The sequence below is a fragment of the Methylicorpusculum sp. genome, assembly GCF_030651835.1.
Classification (GTDB): domain Bacteria; phylum Pseudomonadota; class Gammaproteobacteria; order Methylococcales; family Methylomonadaceae; genus Methylicorpusculum.
The window spans coordinates 1-26,993 of the sequence record NZ_JAUSBX010000055.1 but is presented as its reverse complement, the minus strand read 5'-3'; the positions used below and the strand labels follow the sequence as shown (position 1 = coordinate 26,993).

Genomic DNA, 26,993 nt, shown 5'->3' with positions numbered 1-26,993 from the left:
TGATGCACTGGCTTTTCGGATGTGGTTCTAGGGTTTTTTATAATGAGATAAAGACTATAAAGGACCAACCCGTTGCGGATAAACGTGTAATGCCTTGGCGATGCGTTGCTGTTGTGTGGCCCCTAATGCGTCATCGAGTTTAAGCGCTACAGGGTATAGTTGGGCATGTGCAGGGCTTGTTCTTTGTTTCTGTCGACCAGGCTGCGTTGCCGTTCATCTTCCCAGATGTTGATGCCCTGCTCTTGGGTGATTTGACCTCGCTCGATCATCAGGCATAACCCTTCCCGCAGGCCCGCCAGTTTTATAATGATCGGATCCTGCGGATACGCAGCAATGTGTTTGCGCCAATCATTGTTAATGGTGGCATCGTGACAATAATCGGCTTGGGCCGGCTCTTGGGCGTGAGCGGCGGTGGCTAACAACAGCAGGTTTAACAGAATTGTTAGTTTCATCGTGGTTCCTCGGGTTGGAAGAGCGTTAACACGGTCAGAGACACTCATCAGCACCACTGACGTTCGCACGGAATGCCATCGTTGTCTCCATCCATTTTGGTGTTGGGGCAGTTCTCCAAGTAGAAAGTGGCTTCTTCACAGGATGACATCTCTGAACACCACTCTTTACCCTGACATTGAAACCGAGGTGCTCGTGTCTGTAATGTCGGTAGGCTGGCTGTAATGGCTTGAGGCGCTGTCTGTTGAGTCAAACCCTGGACTTTAATCCACGCGGCAATGCCAATTGTCACCGCTATCAGGAGGATAACAGGCTGGCTATTGAAACTTTTGGGGGGGCGTTGCACCTGAGGCCGTTGTAATGGCAGGTTGGCCTTGTTTGAAGAGGCTTGGTTATCAGGGACTTTACGTGGGGTGGGTAAGTCTGTGTCTAATGGCAGCAATGACCAAGCGTCTGGGCTTATTGTGTCTTCTTTGACGCCCGCTATCCGGGCATTGATGGCGCGGGTTTTACCGTCACGATCAACACTGACGTGGTAGAAAATGACATCGCCAACCGCAGGTTGTCGGCCCCGGTTTTTAAAGGCCCTGATATGAATAAACAATTCCCCCTGACCGGTTTCAGGTTTAATGAAGCCAAAGCCCCTCGCCTCAATCCAGCGCGCCAGTTTCCCTTGTTGCGTACTCATGTTTTGATTCATGTCTTTCAGTGTAACGGTTCAGGTCTTCATCGGTTGATTTAGCTTAGCGCAACTTGCGGGCTTTTTCCGGCTTTTTACCGGGCGTAAAGTCATCGCGCTGGTTACAATGAGGCCCTCTCCTGTAAACGATAAAAGATGAATAAAGCCATGCCGGAACCGCGATTAATTTATATCCATGACCCGATGTGCAGTTGGTGCTATGCGTTCAGCTCGAGCTTGCAGGCGTTGCAACGGGATTTGCCGCCGGGGATAGTGTTTGATTATGTCCTGGGCGGTTTGGCACCGGACACCACCACACCGATGCCACTTGAGATGCAGCAGGCCCTTCAGCAGACCTGGCGGCGTATTGAAACAACGGTGCCCGGCGTGCGGTTCAATTTTGACTTCTGGACAGCGACCACGCCGGTCCGTTCCACCTATCCGGCCTGCCGGGCCTTATTGGCCGCGAGGCAACAAGGCCCTGACTGTGAAACACAGCTGTTACGGGCCATTCAGTTGGCCTATTACCAACAGGCCCGAAATCCTAGCAATTCTCAATTTGGATTTAAAAAGTAAATAATTTCAATAGGTTATATTTTTTATGACTGCCGGACTTTTTTGCATGCCATTGAATTATAGGGTAATTTTTTTCAAATTGAGAATTACTGCCGAAATCCATCGCTGCTTGACACGCTTGAACAATGCGCTGCGGAGGTTGGCCTGGATACGGTTGCGTTTGGCCGAGCTTTACGTAGTCCCGCGATTGAGCAGGCTTTACAGCATGACATTCATACTTCACGGAATATGGGCGTAACGGCTTATCCGTCCTTACGCCTACTGCATGAGGGTCAGCAGTCGGCGATTACCGTTGATTATTTCAACCATCAAACGATGCTGGAGCAAATAGCCGGTCTGCAGAATCAATGGGCACGAAGCGAATCAGCCGGTTAAGCCAGACTATGCTCCTGACACGGCGGGGTTCATCACGAAATAATGGCTACCAAACTTTGCACGTACTCAACAAGCTATCCTGAATTGCCCTACCCCTGAATCCCTGCAGAGGTTCGCCTTCATCTGCAAAACCTCGATTCATCACATTAATATTCCCTTTACTCAACGCTATAAACAAGCACTTGATTAATCATGTTAATAGCCAATTACAATGGGCCAAAATAGCCAGCCATTTTGATTCACTTTTCCAGGCTTTATTTGTACGAATAAATTTGATTAAGTCCCTGAGTTTTTAAGAGCGCTTCGTAAAGGTGTGGCTTTTGATCCTGCCGATTCCAGACCACGATCAACAAACGGGAAGCAATAGCTGGCTCAAATTCGGCTTTATCCACAATCAGGACAACGTGGTATTCATCAGCCCCAGCCTTGCAAGGCAAAGCCAGAGTTGGAGACTGGAGGTCTACAAAGCAGCCATTGGCGACCTCACCTATCGGCCATTATGTGAAGTTTCCTTTTATGCACAGTGTCTTGGTTTCGAATAGCTGACATCAGGAATTAAGCTGATTGAGCAGGCACCCCGAGAAAAAACTGGTCATAATTTTTGCAAAATTCAGGAGTGGATTTTCTATTGAACAATTCAGAAAACAACCCTCAGTACAACAGTTAGCATTTTTCTACTTAAATTAGTTCCCGCTAGAAAAACAATCATGCGGAATTTATCCGTCATATCGATAAAAAGTGATAATTCGAAAGGCCAGATGACATCGGCTGGAATAAACGCTGAGATTGCTCTTTTTTAGTATATTTGAAAGCTTGTTTCAAATTATGGAAATTATGCAAAGCTCCTGAGCGAGATATATGCCTCGAAGCTAGGCCACACCTCGTTTGCGGCAACACCGCTATACATAAAAGGAAACTTCACATAATGGCCGTTATGCAAAGCTTTGCATAATGGCCAAAAGCCGACTAACGTGCCTGTCGAGTCGATGACGGGTGTAAGCCTCATAGCGGCCGATCAACGTTACGAGAATAGGCGTCGGAAAGTTGAAAAATTAATCGTAGCCTAGCCGCGCGCTGATTGAGCACGATAAACACCGGATGCTTGATTGCAAGACCCCATTTTTTGCGCGCTACGCGCTGTCACAAAAACATCACAAAAACATCACAAAAACATCACATAATAGTATGTTGGACACGTTCCGCAAAAAACGACATTTTTGGCTCGCAGTCTGAAATGCAGCATTAAATGCTCGTAAGCCCAGAGCCCCAGAGCGGGCTTTGGCTAACAGTCTAGGTAAAGCTAAGGCGGTCGGCTGTAAGCAGGCAGGCAACCGAATACCACCCTTTAAATCAACATGGAGTATGGACATGCGTTTTACCCAACCCCTGCTGGCCGCAGGCTTGCTACTGAGCTTAACTACTCTCACTGCAGAGGCCTCCTTAACCGTCTACAACGCTGCCGGCAACACCCCGGTGGTTTACAGCAGCGTCAGTAATGCGACCTGGACCGGCGATGCCAATCTGCTCGGCAGCCTGATCAGCAGCCAAGGCTACAACACCGTGGTCAATGCTATCATCGCCGCCAGCCCAACTATTTATGACACCCCTAATTACTTCGATGGTTCATATGGGAATTATGATGGCAGTAATCTTTTGCCTTATTCAGGTGCTTATAGCATAACAGCCGGGGACTTCAGCAGTAGCAACTATGGTCAAACAAACTGGTTCGGCGCCCAGGCATTTACTAAATATCTCAGCAGCATTAACTACGCTGGTTCCAATCAATGGGCCTTGCCCAATTCAGGCGCCAATACACAAGATGGTTACAACCAAACCGGCGGCCAATTCGGCCAGTTGTACTACAACGAACTCAATGCCTTGGCGTATCCAGGTACTAATAATAGCGACTTTGGCATCTTGCACGACGGTAGTTGGTTTACTTCTGGCAATGCGGGACCATTTACTAACGCTCAAACCAATGTGTACTGGTTGGCCACGGAGTACGAGCCTTTGTACTGGTTGTCGTGGGTGCACGCGCCCGGTCCTATCTCCGCGTGGTTCTTCGTTACCTACAATGGCGGCGAGGGCTACCTCGGCGGCTATAAGTACCAACAGTTCTACGCATGGGCAGTCAGCCCCGGACAAGTTGCCGCCGTGCCTGTGCCAGGCGCTGTCTGGCTGTTTGGCACTGGTCTGGTGGGATTGCTTGGCTTGAAGCGACGCGGGCACGCTGGGTAATTGGGTCATTTTATGGTTCCCATGCTCTGCGTGGGAACCCTATCAGGGACGCTCCAGCCTCCTGAACAGCAGAGCGGTTCGGGATGCATTCCAACGCTGGAGCGGGGGAACGATGAAAATTCATCATACAAGGCTGGATCGAGCGATAGCAAAACCCAGCAGATGCTTTGAAATAAGTGGGGTTCTTTACATTCAAACTGCTTTTAGCGGGGCGGTTTATTCAACCGGCACTGAACTTTATCCGACATTGATGCGAGCTTTAACTGCGCACCCGGTCCTGCCTGGCCTATTTTGGCCTAGTCTTTCTCAAGCAATTCTAAACCTCGTGCCAAGTTTCCACGCCCTCTTTCCGCTCGAATTAAAAACGGGTTTCGGCATCCAGTTCGGCGAGCATCAAAGTGGCCATTTCGTCGATCAGGCGGTTGACGCTGGTGCCACGCTGATGCGCCACTTCTTTTAGTCGGCGGTACTTGTCATCGGGTAGTCTTACGGTCAGTGCTGTCATGTTGCTATTTCCTGCAAAAATGCTTCAGGTGTCAGTACAGTCAAATGCGGAAAATTTAATTCCATTCTGGATAGATCACGAAGATTACGCGTCACTATAAATTTTGCATTACCGGCAACCGCTAGTTCGACCAAATGGTTATCGCCCTCGTCAAGTAGATTCGGGCGCCAACCATAATAGATCCGCGTCCATTGACAAACCGAGAGGAAAATAGCCAGAAGCTCACTACGTTCTTCAGCATTCAGACGACTACGCTGAAATAACATGGTCCGGGCAAGACATCTTCGTACTCGTTAAACAGTGCCGTGCCCATTAATGGGATGGCCTGACCTTGTAAACAAGCAGCAATCACCGTGTTAGCAGCGCCTTGGCTTAAACAAGCCGCCAAAAACATATTGGTGTCCACGAGAATTTTCATAAGCCTGCGGTAGCATAGCTGCAACCACTAAACTTGGTAATGACATGATTTAATGTCGGAGGATCAGCATCTATCAGTTGCGGAATAAGGAAGTTTTCGGATATTGACTGTCAGATAAGTATTAGTACGCCGACAGTCGGAAATTGAGCTGAGTGTCGCTTTTGGGTCGATACCGACCATACGATTCAATTATCGCTAAAAAACTATATTTCGGACAAAAACTGCGGTCAACGAGCCGCGCATTACAATAGGCGTAATTAATCAGATCCCCATGCGGCATTTAGGGGCTTTTTCATCCAGGCTCTCGTATAGCACTCAAAAAATCTGCGGGTTTCTTGGAGGGTTGCAGTCAATAGTTTTAATCGCTGTTTTTTGCTGCATTCAACATGGCCGCCGTGGCACGATTGACAGATTCCCTGACGGGATCAAGATCGAGTCGCGCATAAATCGCGGTGGATTGGGTGCTCTTATGATTGAGACTTTTTCCAATAGTCAACAGACTGGCTCCGGTTTTCGCTTGCCAACTGCCTAACGTGCGGCGCAAATCATGAATCCGTAAATCGGGGAGGTCGGCGCGTTCCAGCAAGCGCTGCCAAGCTTTTTTAGGTTCAACCAAATGACCTGTCTTACCTGAACTGGGAAAAACCCATTCGCTATGAGCACTGAGTTTTCTTTTTGCCAAAATATCAGTGACCTCGGGTGACAAGGTTACCGTTTGAGCGGAACTGCCCTTCGTAATGATGCGCCACTCGCCGCGTTCTAAATGAATTTCATCCCAACGCATCGCTAGAACGTTCGATTTCCTAACCCCGGTTAACAAGGCCACCAGAAAATAATCGCGCATATCAGGATTTTCCTCTTTAGCCAAGGCATCGAAAAATCGCGGAAGCTCATCAGGGTATAAAAATCGATCCCGCTCGTTTTCAGGATATTTTTTAATTTTTTCGGCCGGATTCGACACCGGGTAAGCCCGTTCCATAATGCCGAAGTTGAAAAGACTTGAGATTAACGCCATGGTGCGGTTTGCAGTTGTTGGTCGATCATGACCCAATTTCATATGTAAAGCAGACATTTCGGTGCCAGTGATTTTGGATAATTTTCGGTTAGACCATGGCTCCAGATAGTATGAAAAGGATTTCCTGTACTCGACCAGTGTTTTGGTAGAAAGGTGTTGGCCTTTCTTATTGCGTTTGTGCAGAACGAAGTCTTCAAAGAGCTCTAACAGCGTGGGTTCTGTTTTTTGGAGTTTTATAGGTTCATTAGGGTTGTCACCATTTTCAACAGCAGCATTAAATTGTGCGGCTTTGTTTCGTGCCTGCTCCACCGTCATGGCTGGAAATCGGCCCAAAGTAATACGTTCTGGTTTTGAGGCGCCTTTGATCCAGCGATAAAAACAGAAAGTTTTGGTGCCGGCAGAAGAGACCCTTAAAAGCAGTCCCTTGGCTTGGGTATCATGAAACTCAAGTCGTTGGCCCTCAGCAGGTAACTGCAAAGCCTCAATTCGCCCTTTAGAAAAGTTCATCATGTTTTTAGCCATGGTTACCACGCTGAATTTTTGGGTTAGAATCCTGGGTTAGGTATGGGTTAGGATTCTAGTCAATTTTGAGGGTAATTGATAGTACTTTAGAGAATTTAATATTCATTTATATTATTGATAAATAGTACTTTATAGATAACAAGGGAAGTGCAGAGAATGCAGGACCAGCTAATTTGTAATCAGCCGGTCGCGGGTTCGAGTCCCATCACCAGCTCCAATAAAATCAAGGCCTTAGGTTTTTTACCAAGGCCTTTTTTATTGCCTTATGCACTGTTGGTCGAATTTAGGTGTACTTAGGCTTGTCATCAGAAACCGATTTAGCTCCCCATAAATACTTCATTTTATTTTCTTGTATTCCACATTTGTTGTCTTCACTTTAAGTAAATCCCCTGCCCCAAATCGTTCCGCTCAGCAATAAAAAATAACCCCCGAAAGTCAATGCCGGCGGTTATTTTGGTTATGCGAATAACTGGTTGCCGAAAGGGTAAAGCGCGCAGCTGCCTGAAATGCAGAGCCATGCCCATACTGCTCATAACTAAAAGCATCCCGTCCATTTACAATCGCCTGGACATAGCCGCTGTTAATATGGCCAAAGAATTTCGCTTTGGATATACGGTCTGATTCTAATCGGGCGCAGGCTTTTTCAAGCGATGCAAACGGGTTACAGGAAGATCAAAGGTCCAACCTGCTCAGGGAAATCGTTAATCCTCGCTGCTTGAGTTGCCGAATAGGATGGCAGGGGTAAGCAGGTACTTGTCGTTACTTACCGTATTACCTTTTTGCACTATTTAATGGACATCGCTGTTTGCTGAGCAATGTTTGCCACATGAAGTTACCTGATTTTAAAGATGCTTCAGCAACAACGTCTTTCCGGCAGGGATTGCCGGAATCCAGAACACAAGGACGTTTTCGGCGGTCGCCATCCATGGCATCTAGATCTCGGCAATCCCTGCCGAGACGACAATTTTTTTATATGCTGATTGATCTTTATAATCAGGTGAAGTTATGCACATTCCAGCTTGCCCTTAGCCAACTGAACTGAATATCTAGCCAAGTGTATTGAAATGGATACACACAAGCGAAAAAAGGGCTGGAGAAAGCGTTTTGAGGATGTCGGCAGCAGGGCAGATTTTTATTCCGGACAAAATCTGCATTTCCACCCTCCTTGGCGGTCAGATGCTGCTGTCAAGCCCCCATGCAAGGGTTTACGGCGTTCCTCAAAAGGCTTTTCCCAGCCCAAAATGACGCCGAAAAGATCAAACTGAGAATTGCTGGTCTAAACGTGATTGAAGGACTGGAGCAAAGAAGTGTAAATACCGTTCACCCGTTCTCGCTAAACGAAGCTTTGAAACCCGTTATCTGACGGTTATTTATTGCTCAGATGAACTTAAGGCGCACGGAAAACTTGGCCAAAGCTTGAAGAAAAATAATGAAACGTGTTGATGCTGAGCTTCTAAATCCAAACGAAGTAAGATTTTGTGATAGCAAACGGCCCAATTTTTTCGCCACAAGTAAATGACTCTATGTTAAATCCTGGTGAATCTGTCGGTACTTGTCTTGTAGTGGTTTTTCCTTGCAGAATAATCCTCTATCACAGTCGATTATTCCAACCTAAAGACTGTTATGGTGTTATAAAGTTACGGCATTAACCCCTCCAAATTTGACACGAAAAAATGCATGATTGAAGACATCAAGAAAACCCTCTGGGCCACCGCCGATAAACTGCGGGCCAACATGGACGCTGCCGAATACAAACACATTGTTCTCGGCCTGATCTTCGTTAAATACATCTCCGACACCTTCCAAAGCCGCCGCGCCGAACTCATGCGCAAGTTTGCCGATAGCCAGGATGATTATTATCTGGAGGACGCAGACCCGGCGTTGATTAATGCAGAACTGGAAGACCGCGATTACTACAAAGAAGTTAACGTCTTCTGGGTGCCCGAGGCCGCCCGCTGGGAATGCTTGCGCGCCCAAGCCAAGCAAGCCGATATTGGTAAACGCATCGACGACGCGCTATCGCTGATAGAAACCGAAAACCCCAAGCTCAAAGGCATCCTCGACAAACGCTATGCCCGCGTGCAATTGCCCGATGGCAAACTGGGGGAGCTGGTCGATCTGGTCTCGCAAATCGGCTTTGGTGAAACCTGCAAGGTTGAAGACCGGGTTAAAAATCACGCCCGCGATCTACTCGGACAGGTTTATGAATATTTTCTTGGCCAGTTTGCCAGCGCCGAAGGTAAACGCGGTGGCCAATTCTACACGCCCGCATCGATTGTTAAATTGTTGGTTGCCCTACTCAACCCCCATAAAGGTCAGGTCTACGACTGTTGTTGTGGCTCAGGCGGTATGTTTGTGCAATCGGAAAAATTCATCGAAGCCCACGGCGGCAAATTAGGCGATGTCTCCATCTATGGTCAGGAGGCCAATCCCACGACCTGGCGGCTGGCGGCGATGAACCTTGCCATTCGCGGTATCGACTTCAATCTGGGCAAAGAACCTGCCGATAGCTTCTTGCGCGACCAGCACCCCGACCTGCGCGCGGATTATGTCATGGCCAATCCGCCGTTCAATATTTCCGACTGGTGGCACGGCAGCCTGGAAGGCGACCCGCGCTGGGTTTACGGTACGCCGCCGCAAGGCAATGCCAACTACGCTTGGCTGCAACACATCCTCTACCACCTTAAACCTACAGGCCGTGCCGGCATTGTGCTCGCCAATGGCTCGATGTCTTCCAGCCAGAACAGCGAAGGCGAGATTCGCCGGGCTATGGTGGAGGCCGACAAGGTTGAAGTGATGGTTGCACTGCCCGGTCAACTGTTCTTCAACACCCAAATCCCTGCCTGCCTGTGGTTCCTGGTCAAAGAAAAGCGTGTCAGGCAAGGTGAAGTCTTGTTCATTGATGCCCGTAAACTCGGCAGCATGATCAGCCGTGTGCAATGCGAATTCACCGATGACATCATTGAACATATAGCCAACACCGTTGAAGCATGGCGGAATTCCCCCTCTCCCCTCGCGGGAGAGGGCAGGGCTGAGGGGGAAAACGCTTATCAAGACATTCCCGGTTATTGCCGTAGCGTCAAATTAGCCGAAATCGCTGAGCATGGCCATGTCCTCACACCGGGCCGCTATGTCGGTGCAGAAGCGGTAGAAGAGGATGACGAAGCCTTCGCTGATAAAATGCAAAAACTGACCGAAACCCTGGGGGAGCAAATGGCGAAAGGTGCAGAACTGGATCAACTGATACGCCAGAAGTTGGGAGGCTTGGGGTATCAGTTTTGATTTGTACAATCAGTGCTTTCATAATGGCAAAAACTCACGCAAATAAATCAGGAGCAACAGCATGCTGAAAACCTATGAAGCCGTTCTGGAACCGAATGGACAGCTGCACTTTTTAGAAGCCGTACCGACGCCGTCCACAACCTCCTGCCGTGTGCTGGTGACCTTTACCACGGAGCAACAACCCGCCGATACGGCGTTGTGCGGTGCGTCACTTAGCGAAGCCGCCTTGGCAGAGGATTGGTTGCGGAACGAGGAGGATGCGGCATGGGCACATTTGCAGCTCGGCAAGTAACCCTGTTGCCTTTTCCCTTTTCCGACCTTTCCGCCAGCAAATTACGTCCAGCGCTAGTGTTGGCGGAAGCGGGCAAAGGCGACTGGGTGCTCTGCCAAATTACCAGTAACCCTTATGCAGATGTCGGCGCGGTGGCGCTAACAGATGCGGACTTTGTGGAAGGTGGTTTGCAACGCGTCAGCTACGCGCGCCCCGGCAAACTTTTTACCGCTAACGAAACGCTGTTTCAGCGCACTGCGGGAACATTAAGCAGAGATAAGCACGCCGAGGTTGTCAAAGTCATTGTGGAACTGTTGCGGGTTGGAGTATGAGTTCTGAGTGGCGACTAACCACGTTGGGCAAAATTTGCGTGTCACAAGGTGGCGCAATACAAACCGGCCCTTTTGGAAGCCAACTTCATACCTCAGATTATAAAATTGTAGGCGTACCTGTCGTCATGCCAACAAATATTGGTGGTGATGGAGGTATTGCGGAAACAGGAATTGCGAGGATCGATCAATCTGATGTTGACCGGTTGTCTCAGCATAAACTTCAAATTGCGGACATCGTATTTAGTAGACGAGGTGATGTAACCAAGAATGCATTGATTCGTTCCCATGAGGTAGGCTGGCTTTGTGGCACAGGTTGCCTGAAAGTTCGACTTGGTAATGAAACTATCGCATTGGCTAAATTTATTTCTTACTATCTTAGGCAGCCTGACATCAAGGAATGGCTGGTTCGCCACGCGGTGGGCGCGACGATGCCCAACCTAAATACCGGTATTCTTTCTGCGGTTCCAATTTTTCTGCCGCCGATTCAGATTCAACAAGGAATCGCCGAAATACTTGGCGCCCTCGACGACCGCATCTCCCTATTACACGAAACCAACACCACCCTCGAAGCCATCGCCCAAACCCTGTTCAAATCCTGGTTCGTGGACTTCGACCCCGTCCACGCGAAACAGCAAGGCCTTGAGCCGGAAGGTATGGATGCCGAAACCGCCGCACTCTTCCCCGACAGCTTCGAAGAATCAGAACTGGGCTTGGTGCCAAGGGGGTGGAAATCTGGAATATTAGGTGAGGAGCTGAAGATCGCCTACGGAAAAAATCTTCCAACATCTAAACTTCTCGAGTCAGGCTATCCTGTATTTGGAGGAAACGGCCGGATTGGTTTCATAGATAAATTTATCTATGAAACCCGGCAAGTATTGGTTGCTTGCCGAGGCGCTGCCTCAGGTAAAATTAATCAATCACCGCCCCTATCTTTTGTTACAAATAACTCCCTTATCTTGGAAAGTAATGAATCAACATTGTTACCCTTTGGGTATTTAAAGGGATACATGTTGAGATCCGACTTGATACCATTTGTCACAGGTTCGGCCCAGCCACAAGTAACAATTGATAATCTAAAAAACTTCAAAATTTTAGTGCCAAGCACGGAAACTCTTAGTGCTTTTGAATCGTTCTCCTGCAAGATAGAGGATAGAATCGAAGAGAACACCAAACAAGCCCAAACCCTCGCCTCCATCCGCGACACCTTACTCCCCTGCCTGATCTCCGGCCAACTCCGCCTGCCGGAAGCCGAAGCCATGATTGAGGGAATAGGCAGATAAGCATGTTTTGGTCTACGGTTGGTCAGTATCGGCAATAATGTCAAATAACGATACCATTTTATAATCTGAAGCAATTCACCTATATGCAAATCCTCATTTACAATGAATAACATAGGACGGCTGCAACACATCAAACTCGAGGGCTACCGGTCCATTCAGTCACTGGACCTATCGTTGTCTCCGCTGAATATCTTGATTGGCTCCAATGGTGCAGGCAAATCCAACTTCATCAGTTTTTTCAAGTTCATGAATAAGCTGGTGGATAAGGAAATGCAGTTACATGTAAGGACACAACTCAACGGTGCGGACAGAACGCTGTTCTTTGGACGCAAGACTACCGAAAAGATGGTGATCGATCTACATTTCAGGCCCAATGGCTATCGCGCAGAATTGGTGCCGACAACTGATGATACGTTGGTATTTGCCAGGGAAGCCGCACTTTTTTATGCGGACGAGTTGAGGTATCTGGGGGGAACTAAAGCATACCCTTTAGCAGGCGCAGGCGCTTTGGAGTCAAAGCTACCTGCAGCAGGGACGCTTAATCCATCAGAACATGTTGCCGGTTATCTGCAAGACTGGAAGGTTTATCATTTTCACGATACCAGCGACACTGCCAAGGTAAAAACGGCATACAACATTTTTGGAGCCAACCGGCTAATGCCACAAGGAGAAAACCTGGCGGCATTTTTGTATGGCATCCGAAATACCCCCGCTTACACGCACATAGTACGAACTATTCAGAGAGTAGCCCCTTTTTTTCAAGACTTTATCTTCGAACCTGAACCCAATTTCATGATTCGTTTACGGTGGAAGCATAAAGGGAGTGACGACTATTTCGATGCCACCATGCTCTCTGACGGTACCTTGCGCTTTATTTGCTTAGTTACGCTGCTATTGCAGCCGCGATTACCTACGATTATTTTGCTGGATGAACCCGAACTAGGGTTACACCCGTTTGCGATGCAGCTACTGGCAAGCCTCATGCGTTCTGCTAGCGAGAAAACCCAGATCATTGCCTCGACACAATCAGTGACATTGGCTAACCAGTTCAGTTGGGAAGATTTCGTTGTCGTTGATCAAGTCAATAATGCTTCGGTCTTCCGTCGTCTACAAGAAACAGAAGTGGCGGCTTGGTTAGACCACTATAAGTTAGGTGACGTTTGGGAAATGAACGTACTGGGAGGCACCCCGGAATGAAGCGATTAGGCATCAGCGTGGAAGGTTCGACGGAGAGGGAGTTTGTTAGTCGAGTGTTACGGCCGCATTTATTGCAGTTTGATTATTCGGTAACCCCCATAGATATTCGAGGCAATGTCAGTTTGGATAAAATTCGTGGGGAACTGCCGAGGCTATTGGGTTCATTTGATCGTGTCACCACTTTTTACGATTACTATGGTTTCAAGGGACGAGGACAACGCAGTGTCGAAGAATTGGAGATGGCAATTCGTGAGACGATTGACCCGTCCTTCAGCAACCGCCTGATTCCCTATGTACAGAAGTATGAATTTGAAGCCTTACTGTTTGCAGTTCCGGACAAAGCCATAGAATGGCTGCAAGGCTCCGCCAACCAGCTAAACCAAATGCAAGAGGCCGTTAATCGCTGCGAGTCGCCGGAGTTGGTGAACGATAGCGTAGAAACTAGCCCATCGCATCGAATGAAAAAATTGTTTCCCGGTTATGACAAAAAGCTGCATGGCCCAGAGATCATTGAACTGGCCGGGTTAGTCAACATCCGTCTACACTGCCCACGTTTCAATAATTGGCTGACGCAGTTGGAAAATTTGAATTAGCTAACTCGCTACTCATTCGACTTTTCTTTCATAACCACGCATCCTATTAAAGATTGTTTTAATATAACGGCTCCCTACTAAAGAATGTTTTCACACCATGCACAGCACCGGCGACTACTTCACTTCCACAACATTGGGCAAGCCTGTGCGGGCGTTTGTGCTGCATCCATTGCCGCCTGCGATTCGGCTCTGGCCATCGACAGCTATGTCACGCTCAACCATGCTGCCGAGCTGGTCTTTGCGCGGTTGCCGGTGGTGAAACAACCGGCAGGCTTTGTGTTTCGTAATCCCGGCATGATGCGAGTGCCGGTAGCGCAGGCTTTGCACGGCGGTGCCAGTGACTGTCGTAACCGGACCTTGCACCAGTTGTTTTTATTGATCAATCTGGGAGAACGGGCGGGCTCCGGTTTGCCGAAAATTCGCGCCGGTTGGGTAGCCGAAGGGCAAGTCATGCGCTTGCCCGATACGGTCGAGCCGTTTGACCAAACAGTATTGGAGATGGATTGGGCGGTGGTTGCTTCTGCAAATTCCACAGACGCGTCGGGAATTAGTTCACCGATAGGTTCACCGATAAGTTCACCAAAAACCGAGGACAAAATTCTTCAGCTACTGGTTGAAAATCCGCAATGTTCGACTCAGCAATTGGGCGATGCGCTAGGCATTAGCAAACGTGCTGTTTTAAAACAAATTGAGAAACTTAAGCAAGAAGAGCGCTTGGCGCGCATTGGGCCGCCTAAAGGCGGGTATTGGCAAGTATTGGAATAAAAACCATGACCGAAGACCAACTGGAACAAGAAACCCTGAGCTGGCTAAACGATGTTGGCTACACCTCAGTCTATGGCCCTGACCTTGCCTTCGATGGCAAGACGCCGGAGCGCAGCAATTACAGTCAGGTGGTTTTGGTAGAACGCTTGCGCAATGCGATCAACCGGCTTAACCCTTGGGTGCCTTTGGTCGCCCGCGAAGATGCCTTACAGCAGGTCTTGAATCTGGATACGCCGGTGCTACTGGCAGCCAATCGCCACTTTCATCACTTGCTGGTTAACGGCGTGCCGGTGCACTATCAGATCGATGGCGAAACAAGAGGCGATTTTGTCCGTCTGATGGACTGGGATTCACCCTCATCCGGCCCTGAGGGCCAGCTTCTCCCGGAGGGCAAAGGAAAAAATGAATGGCTGGCAATCAATCAGTTTTCCATCAAAGGCCACAAATATACCCGTCGCCCGGACATCATTCTATTCGTCAACGGCTTGCCGCTGGTGCTGCTGGAACTGAAAAACCCAGCCGACCTGACTGCCGATGTATGGAAAGCCTACGGGCAGATACAAACTTATAAAGAGCAAATCCCGGATGTATTCCAGTACAACGAAATACTGGTCATCTCGGACGGCACTGAAGCTTTAATGGGCTCCCTGTCTGCCGAAGCAGAGCGGTTTATGGCCTGGCGAACCATTGACGGATTAACGCTTGATCCGCTCGGTCAATTTAATGAACTGGAAACACTGGTGCGCGGTGTCCTGGCTCCAGACTATCTGCTGGATTTTCTGCGCTTCTTTGTCCTGTTTGAAGATGACGGCACACTGGTCAAGAAAATTGCCGGTTATCACCAGTACCATGCGGTGCGTTCAGCCATCACTCAGGTCATAGCTGCGTCAAGACCCGGTGGCAGTCAAAAAGGCGGGGTGGTCTGGCACACCCAAGGTTCAGGCAAGAGTATCACCATGACCTGTTTTGCCGCCCGGGTGATGCGCGAAATAGCGATGGAAAATCCGACCATCGTGGTCATTACCGACCGCAATGATCTGGATGGGCAATTGTTTGGCGTGTTCTCGCTGGCTCAGGATTTACTGCGCGAGCAGCCCGTCCAGGGTGAAACGCGTCAAGATTTGCGGGCCAAGTTAGCCCATCGCCCCTCTGGCGGCATCGTCTTTGCGACTATTCAAAAGTTCATGCCCGGAGCGGATGAAGACAGCTTCCCCGTGCTGTCGGATCGTCATAACATTGTCGTGATAGCCGATGAAGCGCACCGCACGCAGTATGGTTTTGAAGCCAAGCTAAAAACCAGAAAAGTACGGGGTAACTCGTCGAGTAGTGACCTGTCGACTCAGCAAGATGCCGTTTCGGATGCTGCCTCGTACTACCAGGTCGGCTATGCCCAGCATTTGCGAGACGCTTTACCCAATGCAACCTTCGTCGCTTTTACCGGCACCCCGGTAGCCTCCGAAGACCGCAACACCCGCGCCGTGTTTGGTGATTACATCCACATCTACGATATGCAACAGGCACGGGATGACGGGGCGACAGTCGCAATTTATTTTGAATCACGCCTGGCTAAACTGGGTTTGAAGGCCGAGTCATTGCCCGACATTGATGCCGAAGTGGATGAACTGGCGGAAGACGAAGAAGATGATCAGCAAGCCCGGCTTAAGAGTAAGTGGGCGGCATTGGAAAGCATTGTCGGAGCAGAACCCAGAATTGAGCAAGTGGCAGCCGATCTGGTTGCCCACTTTGAAGAACGCAGTAAAGCGCAATCCGGTAAAGCCATGATCGTAGCCATGAGCCGCGAAATCTCGGTACATCTTTATAATGCGATTATCGCCCTGCGACCCGACTGGCATGATGATGATCCCGAAAAAGGCGTGATCAAGGTGGTGATGACCGGTTCTGCCAGCGATAAGCCCTTGTTGCGCCCCCATATCTATTCCAAACAAGTCAAAAAACGACTGGAAAAACGCTTCAAGAATCCCGACGACCCCATGCGATTGGTGATCGTGCGTGACATGTGGCTGACCGGTTTTGATGCGCCATGTGTGCATACGATGTATGTGGACAAGCCGATGAAAGGCCACAACCTGATGCAAGCCATTGCCCGAGTAAACCGCGTATTCCGCGACAAACAGGGCGGTTTGGTGGTTGATTACATCGGCATTGCCAGCGACCTAAAACAAGCTTTGAAAGAATACACGGCCAGCAAAGGACGCGGCAGCCTCACGGTCGATGCCCATGAAGCCTATGCCGTGCTGGCCGAAAAAATGGATATTCTGCGGGCTATGCTGCACACCTTCGATTACAGCGGATTCCTGACCGGAGGCCATAACCTACTGGCGAAGACCGCCAACCATGTGCTCGGCATCGAAGAGGGCAAGAAGCGCTTCTGCGACACGGCCTTGGCGATGTCCAAGGCCTTTACCTTATGTTGCACGCTGGATGAGGCCAAGGCCGTGCGTGAAGAAGTCGCCTTCTTCCAGGCAGTCAAAGTACTCCTGACCAAGAAAGACCTCAGCAGCAAAAAGAAAACCAATGAAGAGCGTGAGCTCGCCATTCGCCAGATCATCGGTTCGGCGGTGGTATCTGAAGAAGTGGTGGACATCTTCAATGCGGTGGGTCTGGATAAGCCCAATATCGGCATCCTGGATGAAGACTTCCTTAATGACCTACGCAACCTGCCTGAACGCAATCTCGCCGTTGAATTGTTGGAGCGTTTGCTGGAAGGCGAAATCAAAACCCGCTTCGCCAGTAATGTCGTGCAGCAAAATAAGTTCTCTGAACTGCTCGTCAACGTCATCAAACGTTATCAGAATCGTTCTATCGAAACCGCGCAGGTGATGGAAGAGTTGATCCAGATGGCAAAGAAGTTTAAGGAAGCCGTCAACCGGGGCGACGATCTTGGTCTGAATGCCGATGAACTGGCCTTTTACGATGCGTTGGCAAACAATGAGGAATCGGCGCGTGCGCTGGGTGATGAAGTTCTGAAAAAAATAGCCCATGAATTGGCGGAAAATTTACGTAAAAGTGCCCGTGTCGATTGGTCGGTGCGGGAAAGCGTTCGTGCCAGTTTGAGGTTGATGGTCAAGCGTATTTTGCGCAAATACAAATACCCGCCAGCCAAACAGGAAGAGGCGGTTCAACTGGTGCTGGAGCAAGCCGAGAATTTGTGTGCCGAGTGGGTTTAGCGGTAGAACCTTGCTATATCGCCGGAGCAGTCTGGGAAAGATCCTGCCCGTGCAGCAGCGCGTCCGAAAACGGAACTGGCGGCTATTTACCAAGTCCTGAATATAGATCCTTTGCCGGAAGGTGTGCAAAAGACTTACGTTTGCCTTAAATTAACAGCATTGATCCCTTCCCTGCTGATAAATCCGCCACTACCCAGTTACTTTGTTTCCTGGTAACTACTCGCCCGCTTGAAATAGAAGGTGTAGGTGTTTGATTGAAAAGGCTTCTGCAACAGGGATGTTCCAGAGAGCTACAAGGATGTATTCATGCGTCCTTTGAAATCAAGCTCCTACACCCAATAAAATAGGAAGGGGTGAGCTGATACGTTTCCTGAATGTTCACTCAAGAAACCATCAAAACGCTTGCTTTCATGCAAATATTTTCAGGACAATATAAGCAATTACTTACATAACAGACCGCCTTATCAATTAAACCGGCGCCCTCTTCCTGCCGGTTATAAAAATCCAAATTGAACGGGAGAAGACCGTGAGACGAATCTATTTTTTAGTTCCGGATATTGCCACAACGCATAAAATTGTTGATGAGTTACGTGGAGAAGGCATCGAAGACCGTTACCTACACATTTTGGCAAAACGGGACACGCCCCTGGAAGATATGCCCGAAGCATCAGTATTTCAGAAAACCGATTTCATCCCTGCGCTGGAACGGGGTGCCGCACTGGGTGGTGTAACCGGCGTACTGGCAGGCATGGTGGCTTTGCGATTTGCCGGTTTTGCAATTGCAGGAGGACCGCTTTTGGGCATTTTATTTTACGGCGCGACCATCGGCGCCATCATGAGCGGACTGGCGGGTCTTCAGGTGGGTAATTGAAAGGTTAAAAACTATGAAGAAGCTATTGAAGCAGGCCAATTGCTGGTCATGGTCGATATTCCAAAAGAACGCATAGACGCAATCAGTCAAGTGATTGTTAAACATCATCCAGACGCTAAGTTTGAAGGCATCGAACCGCTTTTACCATCCAATTATTAATTCGATCTTTTTTAACAGCGTTTCGAAAGCATGACGTTAGACCAGTCAATCAAGAATTGGTATTAAAATTGCTTTCGCCAGTCAGAATCGAAAAGAAATAAGCGGACATACCGGCCGGTGTAGAAAAGTCTGGATGTATACCATCGATAATAATGCGATTTCCGAGAAAGAATTGCTGGAGCTGCCTAAAGAAGAGTCATTCCATGAGTCATCTCCTTTCGAGCCACCCCCTTTGGATCACTTTCAGGTGCTGATTGTCGGAGGAATGGGCGCCGGGCTAGCGAGTCGCCTGCAACAAAGAAATATTCAAGCCTTGATCACCAAGGAAACCAATCCGGAACAAGCTGTAAAGGATTTTTTAAACGGCACCCTGAAAACCGAACCTTTTGAACCCCATGAACATGCGCATGAACACAGCCATCACTAAAGCCATGCCTTTTGTACAATACCCTTTTTGGAGGCAACATGACTATTTCTAAGAAACTCCGGGCTCTGTCATTATCATCTTTCGGAATCCTGCTGATCGGCTTATCAAATACTGCCTTTGCCGCGGAAAAGTTGGATGTCGGAAAAAATGAATACAATTCGGCATGTGCCGTTTGTCATGGCTTAACCGGCAAGGGTGATGATGGACCGCTAAAATCGTTGTTAGCGAGGCCAGTGCCCAACCTGACCGTACTCGCCAAGAATAACAATGGCATTTTCCCGTTTGACCGGGTTTTTCAGATCATAGACGGACGTCAGGAGGTCAAGGCGCATGGGCCGCGCGAAATGCCGATCTGGGGAAATGCCTTTAATAACCAAAGTTCATTGTACTTCGACAATTATCCTCCGCAAGATAGCGAATCAGCTGCTCGCAGTCGAATTTTAGCATTGACGGAGTATGTGTACCGCCTGCAGGAATGACACTAAACCGTCATAGGTTGATCACTCAGATAAAATCTGAGGGGCATTTGCCATGTTGACGTTAGCCAGGATTAACTAAGTTGCCTACAACCTATCAATAATCGTTCAACGTCCGAAAATGGCTCGCGCTAAAAGTGTCAAATTAGAGAGCCACGACGGAGTTATCAGCATCAGCTTATAGAGGCCTGATCGATAGTAAAGTCAGGGAACAACTCGTGACAGGATTTACAGGTAGTGTCCATTCTATCCAACGTAGCGGGGATATCGGCTAACTGATGGGTTTGGGCTTGAGTTTTGAGGGTTTTCACTTCGTTGCGGAGCTTATCTGCCAGAGCAAGGAACAACTTTTGCCTTTCGGCATTGAGATTTAAACTAGGCACTCCTGCTAACATGCAGTCCATCGCGCTTTCAGCGCCTGTGGCAACATCCAATACTCGTGAGGTTATCTGCCGCCTTTGGCTATCTAATTCCAGTTCTGTCATATTGCGCTCTAACATCAGGTTGTTCACCCGGTGCATTTGGTCCCTCAATTTACTACCGGTGATCACGTGTAATACCGCCTGACGGTCAGTAATAATTTGTTTTGGCATAGCCCCTTGTTCTAGCGATGCACAGCCGGTAAGAACCGCTGCCAGTGATACTGCGGTTAGGGTTGATATTTCTGGCATTGCTTTAATCCAGGACACTTGATTTCTAGTAGCCCGTAAAAAACTAAAAGAACTAAGGCGCCACCACTCTAAATTTTCAAAATAGCCGGCAGATTGCTCTTCACCGCATTCGGCCAGCTGCTTTTCGTAAGTTGCGAGGACCTGAGATTCATCATTGATAGCGTGGAATTCGATTTCGATGTCATTATTCAAGCCTTATCCTCCAAAATGAAAAAACCTAGGATACCGGCAAGTACCGTAGCTATGACAGGGATTGCCGGTGCCTGTAACAATGCGTTGGGAAGCATGCCGAGAAATGCGGCACTGAGCAATGTCCCGGTCGCATAACTGATCAGACAAGGGATAAGCACTTTGCGAATGCTTTCCGGAAAAAACAAAAACAAGGCCGCACAACAGACAGCGCCGACGCTGCCTAAAGCACTGAAACCCATGATCCATAGCAGCATTTATCGTCTCTTTTTGAATAACGCTTTACGATCAGGGCTGTTGTTCAACCATGGATTCGGTAGCGTTTTCAGTATTGATTACCAAAGGCTCCACCGGGCTCATTTGTTTTCGACGGGTGATTTCATCCATTTTCTGAAACAAAGGACCGACCGGAGAATTTTCAATGCCGGTGAAATATAACCGACCAGCATTGACTACGACAAAGACCGAACTGAGATGATGAAATAATGCGGCCACGATAGGGTTAAGGACTCCGAGGGTTGCCAGGGTTAGCCCAATCGCGTTAAAGCCCATTGCCCAGATATAATTTTGCTTGATAATGCCGCCCATTTTTCGACTAAGTCGCAGTATCGTGATCAAGTCCTTGGCGTCGTCGCCTAGAATCACAATATCGGCAGACATGACCGCCAAACTGACATTTTTATGGCCGCCTATGGCAATCCCGACATTAGCTGCAGCCAGGGCCGGTGCATCGTTGACGCCGTCGCCCACCATGGCAACCTTGCCTTCCAGCTGCATCTTCTTGACCAACGCAGTTTTATCATCCGGCTTAAAGTTGAAAAAATAGCCATCGGCACCGATGTATTCAGCCACCCGTTTCGCTTCGCTTTCCTCATTGTCACCTGTGGCCAGCAGTACTGTTTTGATCCCGCAGTCATGGATGGCAGCAACCAAACCCTGCATTTCGGCACGGATAATGTCGCGAATAACAATCACCCCTTTAACTTCTCGGTTAACAGCCACCCATATTGCCCTACCGGTGTAATCTAAAGCGGGCAGTTCGATATCGAGTTGCTGCAGGGTTTCCTCACTGCCGATCAGATCTTCATCAGCTCCGATTCGGGCTTTTATGCCACGGCCCGGCAAGTCTTCGACCTGGGTCACTTTTTGCAAATGCGACACACCGTGCCCATTGGCATACGCGACGATTGCATTGGCAATCGGATGATCGAATCGGGATTCAACCGATGCACATAAGGTCAGCAAGTCCTGTTCGGCCATGGTGAGGGCAATCACCTGGCTGACTTCCGGAACAGCCATCGTGACAGTGCCGGTTTTATCCAAAATCAGGGTTTTAATATCCTGCATGTTTTCCAACGGCTCGCCGCCGCGAGCCAGAATGTTGCTACGCGCTAAGCGGCCGATATTGGCGGCAAAGGCAGTGGGCGTTGCCAAGGCCCAGGCACAGGGACACACCACGGCAAGCGCCGTAGCCATCAGATGCAGACTGCCGGTCATAAACAACAGCAAAAAGGCATAGGCTGTGACGCCGAGGATGAGCACCTGAACGGTTAAATCGGCGCGTTTCTGTAAGGTGGATTTTTGCTGGAGTCCGGCTTCGATTTCCCGCGTCATAATCGCAATAAACGCGTCATTACCGTTTTTTTCCGCGACCACCTGCAGTGGCGCGGTTAAATTCAAGGTGCCGGAAATCACTGCATCGCCGCGTTGTTTAAATACCGGAAAAGGCTCACCGGTCACAAAGGCTTCATCGATAGAAGACTCACCTTCGCTGATAACGCCATCGACGGTGATCATGGCGCCTTTGGGTACGATGATCACATCCTGCTTTTGCACCTCCAGCAGCGGAATTTCATGGATTTCATCGCCCTGCATGACTTGGGCGGTTTTTTTGCTGTCCTGAATCAGCACTTCGATTTTTTCACGGTTTTTTCTGATAATCGTAAACGAAATATAAAGCCCCAGCCCAATAAACCAAGCGACCATCGCACCACTCAGCGGTTCACCGTCAATCAAAGTGACGATCATCACTAAGACGATTAATAACTCTGCTGAAACCTTGTGCATCAATAGGATGGTTTTTAACAAGGCTTCCAGATAAAGCGCCAGACAGATCAAATAAAATGGAATACCCAACCAATAAAGCACCGGCATGTCATAAAAGGCATCCAAAGCAAAACAGACCACCGGAATGGCCGCGGCAATAACGCGCAACAACATGATGTCCCGGCGGGGGCTGATTTTCAGTAGTTGGGCGTCGATTTTGTCGAAATAAGTTTTATACGGCATTCGTTAGTCCTTGGTTGAAGGTTTAATGGCGTTGATGGACATAGAAGCTTGATGCTGTCCGCCCCAATAACGAAATATCAGCACCACAGCGATTGTGATTAACGCAATCATTGTCAGCCATGCCATTGAGGTTCGCGGATGCTGGCTATAGGTCGCTAATTGATAAAACAGCGTTGCAGTCAGATAGGCTAGACCGGTGGACCAGAACACCATGAATACCGACCAGCGCAGGCTGGATTCTCTATAGGCAGCCGCTGAAGTGGCAATACAGGGAAAATAAAGCAAAACAAACAGCAAATAGGCAAAAGCGCCTACTTGTCCTTCAAAATGGGTATGCAATTCGGTAATAAATGTATTTTGGCTAGTCGGTTGCGTTACCCCAATCCCGATCATTTTTTTCAGCCCCATGGGAATCGTCATAAAAGCCCGTTTGACCGCATCATTAAGATTAAAGTCTTGTGCTTGAAGAGCTGCCTTAGCGGCGGGACTTTCCGAGTAGATGGTTTTCAGCGTGCTGATCACGACGGCTTTATGCAGAATCCCGGTAAATAACGCAACGGTTGCAGGCCAGTTATCTTCTCTGATACCCAGTGGCGCCAGCGTCGGCGTCAATGCACGCCCAGCCGCACTGAGCACTGAATGTTCAATATTATTTGCTTGATATGAGCCGTCTGTTCCCAACGAACTGAGCAGGTTCAAGATCACCACCATGGTAATAATGATTTTACCGACCCGTACCATAAATGCTTTGAGCCGAGTCCAGCTGTTAATCAACACATTTTTCAGCTTCGGGATGTGATAGCTGGGGATTTCCATCATCACCAGAGAGGATTCCTCTTTCAGAAAACTGTGTTTCAGCAGTAACGCCGTCAGCAGAGCAGCCACAATCCCTATCATATAAAGTACAAACACGACCATCCCGCCGTTATCCGGAAAAAAGGCGGCCGCAAACAGTGTAAATACCACCAAGCGAGCGCCGCAAGTCATGAATGGATTCAACACCAGACTCAAAAGCCGGTCACGCGGACGCTCCAGCGTGCGGGTCGCAAGCATGGCCGGGACGTTACAGCCAAAGCCCAGGATCATTGGTACAAAGGCTTTGCCGGGGAGTCCCAATACACGCATGAAACGATCCATCGCAAAAGTCGCTCTGGCCATATACCCGGACTCTTCAAGTACTGAAATAAACAGATACAGAAAACCGAGAATCGGGATAAACGCAGCCACCTCCCGAATGCCGTTACCAACACCCGTGGCAATCAGTGTTATCAGCCATTGCGGGCTGTTCATCAGTCCTAAAAATGCGCCCAACCCGTCCACAAAAAATGCCTGAGCCAGATCGTTAAAAAACGGCTTGAAGACCCGGCCCAGTTTAATGGTGAAGGTGAACATCAAATACATTACCCCGAGGAAGATCGGAATGGCTAAAAATCGATTTAATACCACGTTGTCGATTGTATCCGACAGACTCGGAGCCTGCCCGGATTGCCTGGTCAGTGTCTTTTGTACCAGAAGGCTGATAAATCCGTAGCGGCTGTCAATAATTATGATATCCGCATCTTCAGTGGCTTTGTCTTCAATCTCATTGCGCAGTTTTTCCGCTGTCTCAGTCAGCAGAGCATCGGCATGACTCAGCGCGAAACCGTCCCGCTCCAGCAGTTTGCCTGCAAACCAGCGCGAATTGCCAAACCGGTTGGCTAATTTTTGTTCAACTAATGGCGAGAGCTTATCCAGCGCAGCTTTAACCTCTAGCGGATAGTCGATAGAGAAAGTCGACAGCGTTTTATTTTCGGCTAACTGGTTAATCGTCGCTTTCAGGGCTCTGACATCATCGGCCCGCGTTGCGATCAACGAAACCAAGGGGCAATCGAGGTTGCGGGCCAATTCATCGCAATCGATGGTTATACCTTGGCCTGTGGCATCGTCCATGTTATTCAAAACCACCAGTATCGGCAGCTCCATTTCCAGGAGTTGTATGGTCAGGTACAGGTTATGTTCGAGATGGGAGGTGTCGACGATATTTATGATCAGGTCGGCCTGCTGGGAAAGGATGTAATCCCTGGCGATTTTTTCATCTAGAGAAGTAGCCGTCTCGTTCACGTCCAGCGCATAGATGCCGGGTAAATCGACCACTTTGACGGCTTTATTTTCGTAACGGTAAAAGCCGGTTTTTTGTTCGACAGTAACCCCCGCCCAATTGCCAACATGTTGACGGGCACCGGTCAGACCATTAAAAAGGGTGGTTTTACCGCAGTTGGGATTGCCGATGACAGCGATGGTATATTCCGACTTCTGTTCCGGTGTTGGCTTCAAACTGAGTGCTTCGTTTTTAAGGCGCTCAATTTTCAATCCAGCCACCTCACTCTGCCGCAGACTAAGATCGGTGCCGCGCACTCTGATTTCAACCGGATCGCCTAAGGGCGCAATGCGTACCAGTTCAAATTCAGTGTCGGGCGTTAAACCCATAGACAGCAGTTTCTTTTGATAAGGCAAAAAGTTTTTCCGGAAACCTACCACGCGTCCCCGATCACCCTGCTTCATGTCACATAAATTGATACACATTTGAAACTTCCCTGAAAGAACTTTCTTAATTGAGCTGGTTGCTGCAAGTGCGGAAGACAGTCAGAACAGCACAGTACGTTTCGTCATCCCCGCATTCGCTAGAATGAGGAAGTTGATTTAATCAACGAGACACCCTAACCGTGCTTTCTCATGCCACCTTTACCGTGTTTCGAAGCGTTACGTTCGAAAGCCGGCAAATGACGGTCACGGGAAGCGGATTGCAGGTTTTCCAATACCCGGCGAATATCCGGTTCCGGACTGGCAGCGATCAGCTGGTCATACATTGCCCTATTGGCTTTTTCGTCAGCGACCGCATTTAGGCAAGCTTGTTCAAACGTATCAGGAACAGTGATCCGTTCAGACCAACGATCTTCCGGAACCGGTATTTGATACTTCTCAAACAATGCAATCAAGGCGTCGACGTGGCGACCCTCGGCCTCAACAATGTTGACGAATGGGCGGACCGGACCGAATTTTTCAATTACTTTTCGATAGGTCGCACGCGATTTATATTCATCTTGCAAAGCGTCTGTCAAGCGCTGCGTTATCGTTTGATGCATTTTCATTCTCCAAAAAATGTGGTCGTCGCTTCCATGGTTAGAGATGCAAAATGTTGCGTCTCTACAGCCTGTTGGTGCGGTTCAATCAATAAGGGCCCAAACGCACTGAATAATTACTTGATTTATTGTCTCGAGAGGTTTGATTAGCGCTCATGCCATAGTTGAGTCTTAGCCTATCTCCGCCGTACCTGCTAACTTTAAAGTGTCTAATGATTTATGTCCGACCACATTCCATAAGTCGATCACTGACACCTCGGGGTGATGATGATCGTAGCCCAGCATGCTCACCGATGCGGTTCCCAGCGGGAAATGACTGGCTTCAGTGATCGGTAATCCGATCCATCGCGCCGCCAAAATGCCGCCGAACTTGCCATGTGAAAACAGTGCAACATTACCTTTAAGCTGACGCAAACGGGCAATCAGCCGGTCAGTGCGCGCTAAAATTTGTGCGGGCATTTCACCGTTTGGACAACCGTCCGCCAACACATTCCAGCCTGGGTGTATTTGTAGAATCTCGGCTAAATGCAGCCCTTCATAATCACCAAAAGCCCATTCCGCCAAATCTGCTTCGATTTCCGGGGCTTGATCCAGGCTAACCAGTTCACAGGTGCGCCGGGCACGCTTGAGCGGACTGCAAAGCACATGTTCAAAGGCAATGTCGCGGATATGTTTGCCTAGTTCACGCGCCTCATTCTCGCCATTTGTGGTTAACGGAATATCCGAGCTACCAGTATGTCGACCGGAGATAGCCCACTCGGTTTCGCCATGACGAATCAGGTAAAGGTGTAAAGGTTTGGCGACATTTTCATCCCTGCTTAACAGGTCGTTGTCTCCAAAATCCCTGGATTGTTGTGAATTCATGGGCGTTTGCTCCACTTCCAATTAAGAATCTCAGGCATGTCTTCACCGTACTGATTAATGTAATGCCTGTGCTCGATTAACTTGGCCTGGAGTTGTTGCTTTAGGGATACCGCAGGCATAAAAATCCCGTCATAATGGTAATTTTGCGAAATACCTCAGGCCGACAAAGATGAAAGAAACCATTGCCCCGTCCGTCATGTTTACAGAAGAGCTTGCGGAATTGATTACCCGCTTGGTAAAAC

General features: G+C 48.8%; 23 protein-coding genes and 2 pseudogenes. 13 read left to right on the top strand and 12 right to left on the bottom strand.

The annotated features are described in order from the left end of the window. Positions 1–146 precede the first annotated feature (146 nt). The gene (locus Q7V32_RS07220) at positions 147–452 is read right to left on the bottom strand and encodes a hypothetical protein (protein WP_304896303.1); all 306 of its coding nucleotides are present in this window, start codon (positions 450–452) and stop codon (positions 147–149) included. 47 nt (positions 453–499) lie between these two features. Further along, positions 500–1,138: an excalibur calcium-binding domain-containing protein gene (locus Q7V32_RS07215; RefSeq protein ID WP_304896302.1), complete on the bottom strand. Its 639-nt coding sequence runs from the start codon at positions 1,136–1,138 to the stop codon at positions 500–502. 147 nt (positions 1,139–1,285) lie between these two features. Between Q7V32_RS07215 and Q7V32_RS07210 the strand changes: the two are divergent. Then, positions 1,286–2,080: pseudogene (locus Q7V32_RS07210) on the top strand (DsbA family protein). A 1,368-nt stretch (positions 2,081–3,448) separates the two neighbouring features. Beyond that, the gene (locus Q7V32_RS07205; protein WP_304896301.1) at positions 3,449–4,318 is read left to right on the top strand and encodes a hypothetical protein; all 870 of its coding nucleotides are present in this window, start codon (positions 3,449–3,451) and stop codon (positions 4,316–4,318) included. Between the two features lie 358 nt (positions 4,319–4,676). Here the strand turns inward: Q7V32_RS07205 and Q7V32_RS07200 are convergent, their stop codons facing one another. From Q7V32_RS07200 to Q7V32_RS07190, 3 genes and pseudogenes are all read right to left on the bottom strand, one after another. Then, positions 4,677–4,823 (bottom strand): hypothetical protein, encoded by a 147-nt coding sequence (locus Q7V32_RS07200; protein WP_304896300.1) that lies wholly within the window; start codon positions 4,821–4,823, stop codon positions 4,677–4,679. Further along, positions 4,820–5,217, bottom strand: a pseudogene (locus Q7V32_RS07195) (putative toxin-antitoxin system toxin component, PIN family). The gene Q7V32_RS07200 and the pseudogene Q7V32_RS07195 overlap by 4 nt, the downstream one beginning before the upstream one ends. Before the next feature lie 382 nt (positions 5,218–5,599). After that, complete coding sequence (locus Q7V32_RS07190) at positions 5,600–6,778, bottom strand: site-specific integrase (protein ID WP_304896299.1); 1,179 nt, start codon at positions 6,776–6,778, stop codon at positions 5,600–5,602. A 1,677-nt stretch (positions 6,779–8,455) separates the two neighbouring features. Here Q7V32_RS07190 and Q7V32_RS07185 point away from each other — a divergent pair. From Q7V32_RS07185 to Q7V32_RS07135, 11 genes are all read left to right on the top strand, one after another. After that, positions 8,456–10,060: a class I SAM-dependent DNA methyltransferase gene (locus Q7V32_RS07185; protein WP_304896298.1), complete on the top strand. Its 1,605-nt coding sequence runs from the start codon at positions 8,456–8,458 to the stop codon at positions 10,058–10,060. 61 nt (positions 10,061–10,121) lie between these two features. Next, a complete protein-coding gene (locus Q7V32_RS07180; RefSeq protein WP_304896297.1) occupies positions 10,122–10,352 on the top strand; it encodes a hypothetical protein in 231 nt (76 codons plus the stop codon). Continuing rightward, complete coding sequence (locus tag Q7V32_RS07175; RefSeq protein WP_304896296.1) at positions 10,325–10,663, top strand: MazF family transcriptional regulator; 339 nt, start codon at positions 10,325–10,327, stop codon at positions 10,661–10,663. Before Q7V32_RS07180 ends, Q7V32_RS07175 begins: the two co-directional genes overlap by 28 nt. After that, positions 10,660–11,943 carry a restriction endonuclease subunit S gene (locus Q7V32_RS07170; protein WP_304896295.1) on the top strand — a complete coding sequence of 428 codons (1,284 nt, stop codon included), beginning with the start codon at positions 10,660–10,662 and terminating at the stop codon, positions 11,941–11,943. Before Q7V32_RS07175 ends, Q7V32_RS07170 begins: the two co-directional genes overlap by 4 nt. A gap of 102 nt (positions 11,944–12,045) precedes the next feature. Further along, positions 12,046–13,140: an AAA family ATPase gene (locus Q7V32_RS07165; RefSeq protein WP_304896294.1), complete on the top strand. Its 1,095-nt coding sequence runs from the start codon at positions 12,046–12,048 to the stop codon at positions 13,138–13,140. Further along, positions 13,137–13,733, top strand: a complete 597-nt coding sequence (locus Q7V32_RS07160; RefSeq protein ID WP_304896293.1) for a DUF4276 family protein — start codon at positions 13,137–13,139, stop codon at positions 13,731–13,733. Before Q7V32_RS07165 ends, Q7V32_RS07160 begins: the two co-directional genes overlap by 4 nt. Positions 13,734–13,817: 84 nt before the next feature. Then, positions 13,818–14,498, top strand: coding sequence for a winged helix-turn-helix transcriptional regulator (locus tag Q7V32_RS07155; RefSeq protein ID WP_304896292.1), 681 nt, complete (start codon positions 13,818–13,820; stop codon positions 14,496–14,498). A gap of 5 nt (positions 14,499–14,503) precedes the next feature. After that, positions 14,504–17,686, top strand: coding sequence for a type I restriction endonuclease subunit R (locus Q7V32_RS07150; protein WP_304896291.1), 3,183 nt, complete (start codon positions 14,504–14,506; stop codon positions 17,684–17,686). A 526-nt stretch (positions 17,687–18,212) separates the two neighbouring features. After that, a complete protein-coding gene (locus Q7V32_RS07145; RefSeq protein ID WP_304896290.1) occupies positions 18,213–18,557 on the top strand; it encodes a hypothetical protein in 345 nt (114 codons plus the stop codon). A 214-nt stretch (positions 18,558–18,771) separates the two neighbouring features. Then, the gene (locus tag Q7V32_RS07140) at positions 18,772–19,143 is read left to right on the top strand and encodes a NifB/NifX family molybdenum-iron cluster-binding protein (RefSeq protein WP_370691430.1); all 372 of its coding nucleotides are present in this window, start codon (positions 18,772–18,774) and stop codon (positions 19,141–19,143) included. Between the two features lie 38 nt (positions 19,144–19,181). Next, positions 19,182–19,622, top strand: coding sequence for a cytochrome c (locus tag Q7V32_RS07135; protein WP_304896289.1), 441 nt, complete (start codon positions 19,182–19,184; stop codon positions 19,620–19,622). A gap of 170 nt (positions 19,623–19,792) precedes the next feature. On the opposite strand, the gene Q7V32_RS07130 is transcribed toward Q7V32_RS07135, so the two are convergent. The 7 genes from Q7V32_RS07130 to Q7V32_RS07100 form a co-directional block, all read right to left on the bottom strand. Further along, positions 19,793–20,482 (bottom strand): hypothetical protein, encoded by a 690-nt coding sequence (locus Q7V32_RS07130; protein WP_304896288.1) that lies wholly within the window; start codon positions 20,480–20,482, stop codon positions 19,793–19,795. Then, positions 20,479–20,736 (bottom strand): hypothetical protein, encoded by a 258-nt coding sequence (locus Q7V32_RS07125; RefSeq protein WP_304896287.1) that lies wholly within the window; start codon positions 20,734–20,736, stop codon positions 20,479–20,481. The genes Q7V32_RS07130 and Q7V32_RS07125 overlap by 4 nt, the downstream gene beginning before the upstream one ends. Before the next feature lie 31 nt (positions 20,737–20,767). Continuing rightward, positions 20,768–22,768 carry a cation-translocating P-type ATPase gene (locus Q7V32_RS07120; RefSeq protein ID WP_304896286.1) on the bottom strand — a complete coding sequence of 667 codons (2,001 nt, stop codon included), beginning with the start codon at positions 22,766–22,768 and terminating at the stop codon, positions 20,768–20,770. Positions 22,769–22,771: 3 nt separating this feature from the next. Beyond that, positions 22,772–25,330 carry a Fe(2+) transporter permease subunit FeoB gene (gene feoB, locus Q7V32_RS07115; RefSeq protein WP_304896285.1) on the bottom strand — a complete coding sequence of 853 codons (2,559 nt, stop codon included), beginning with the start codon at positions 25,328–25,330 and terminating at the stop codon, positions 22,772–22,774. Positions 25,331–25,464: 134 nt separating this feature from the next. Then, on the bottom strand, positions 25,465–25,890 hold the full coding sequence (locus tag Q7V32_RS07110) for a hypothetical protein (protein ID WP_304896284.1): 426 nt from the start codon (positions 25,888–25,890) through the stop codon (positions 25,465–25,467). Between the two features lie 168 nt (positions 25,891–26,058). Then, positions 26,059–26,751 carry a histidine phosphatase family protein gene (locus Q7V32_RS07105; protein WP_304896283.1) on the bottom strand — a complete coding sequence of 231 codons (693 nt, stop codon included), beginning with the start codon at positions 26,749–26,751 and terminating at the stop codon, positions 26,059–26,061. Further along, on the bottom strand, positions 26,748–26,870 hold the full coding sequence (locus Q7V32_RS07100) for a hypothetical protein (RefSeq protein WP_304896282.1): 123 nt from the start codon (positions 26,868–26,870) through the stop codon (positions 26,748–26,750). Before Q7V32_RS07100 ends, Q7V32_RS07105 begins: the two co-directional genes overlap by 4 nt. Between the last annotated feature and the right edge of the window lie 123 nt (positions 26,871–26,993).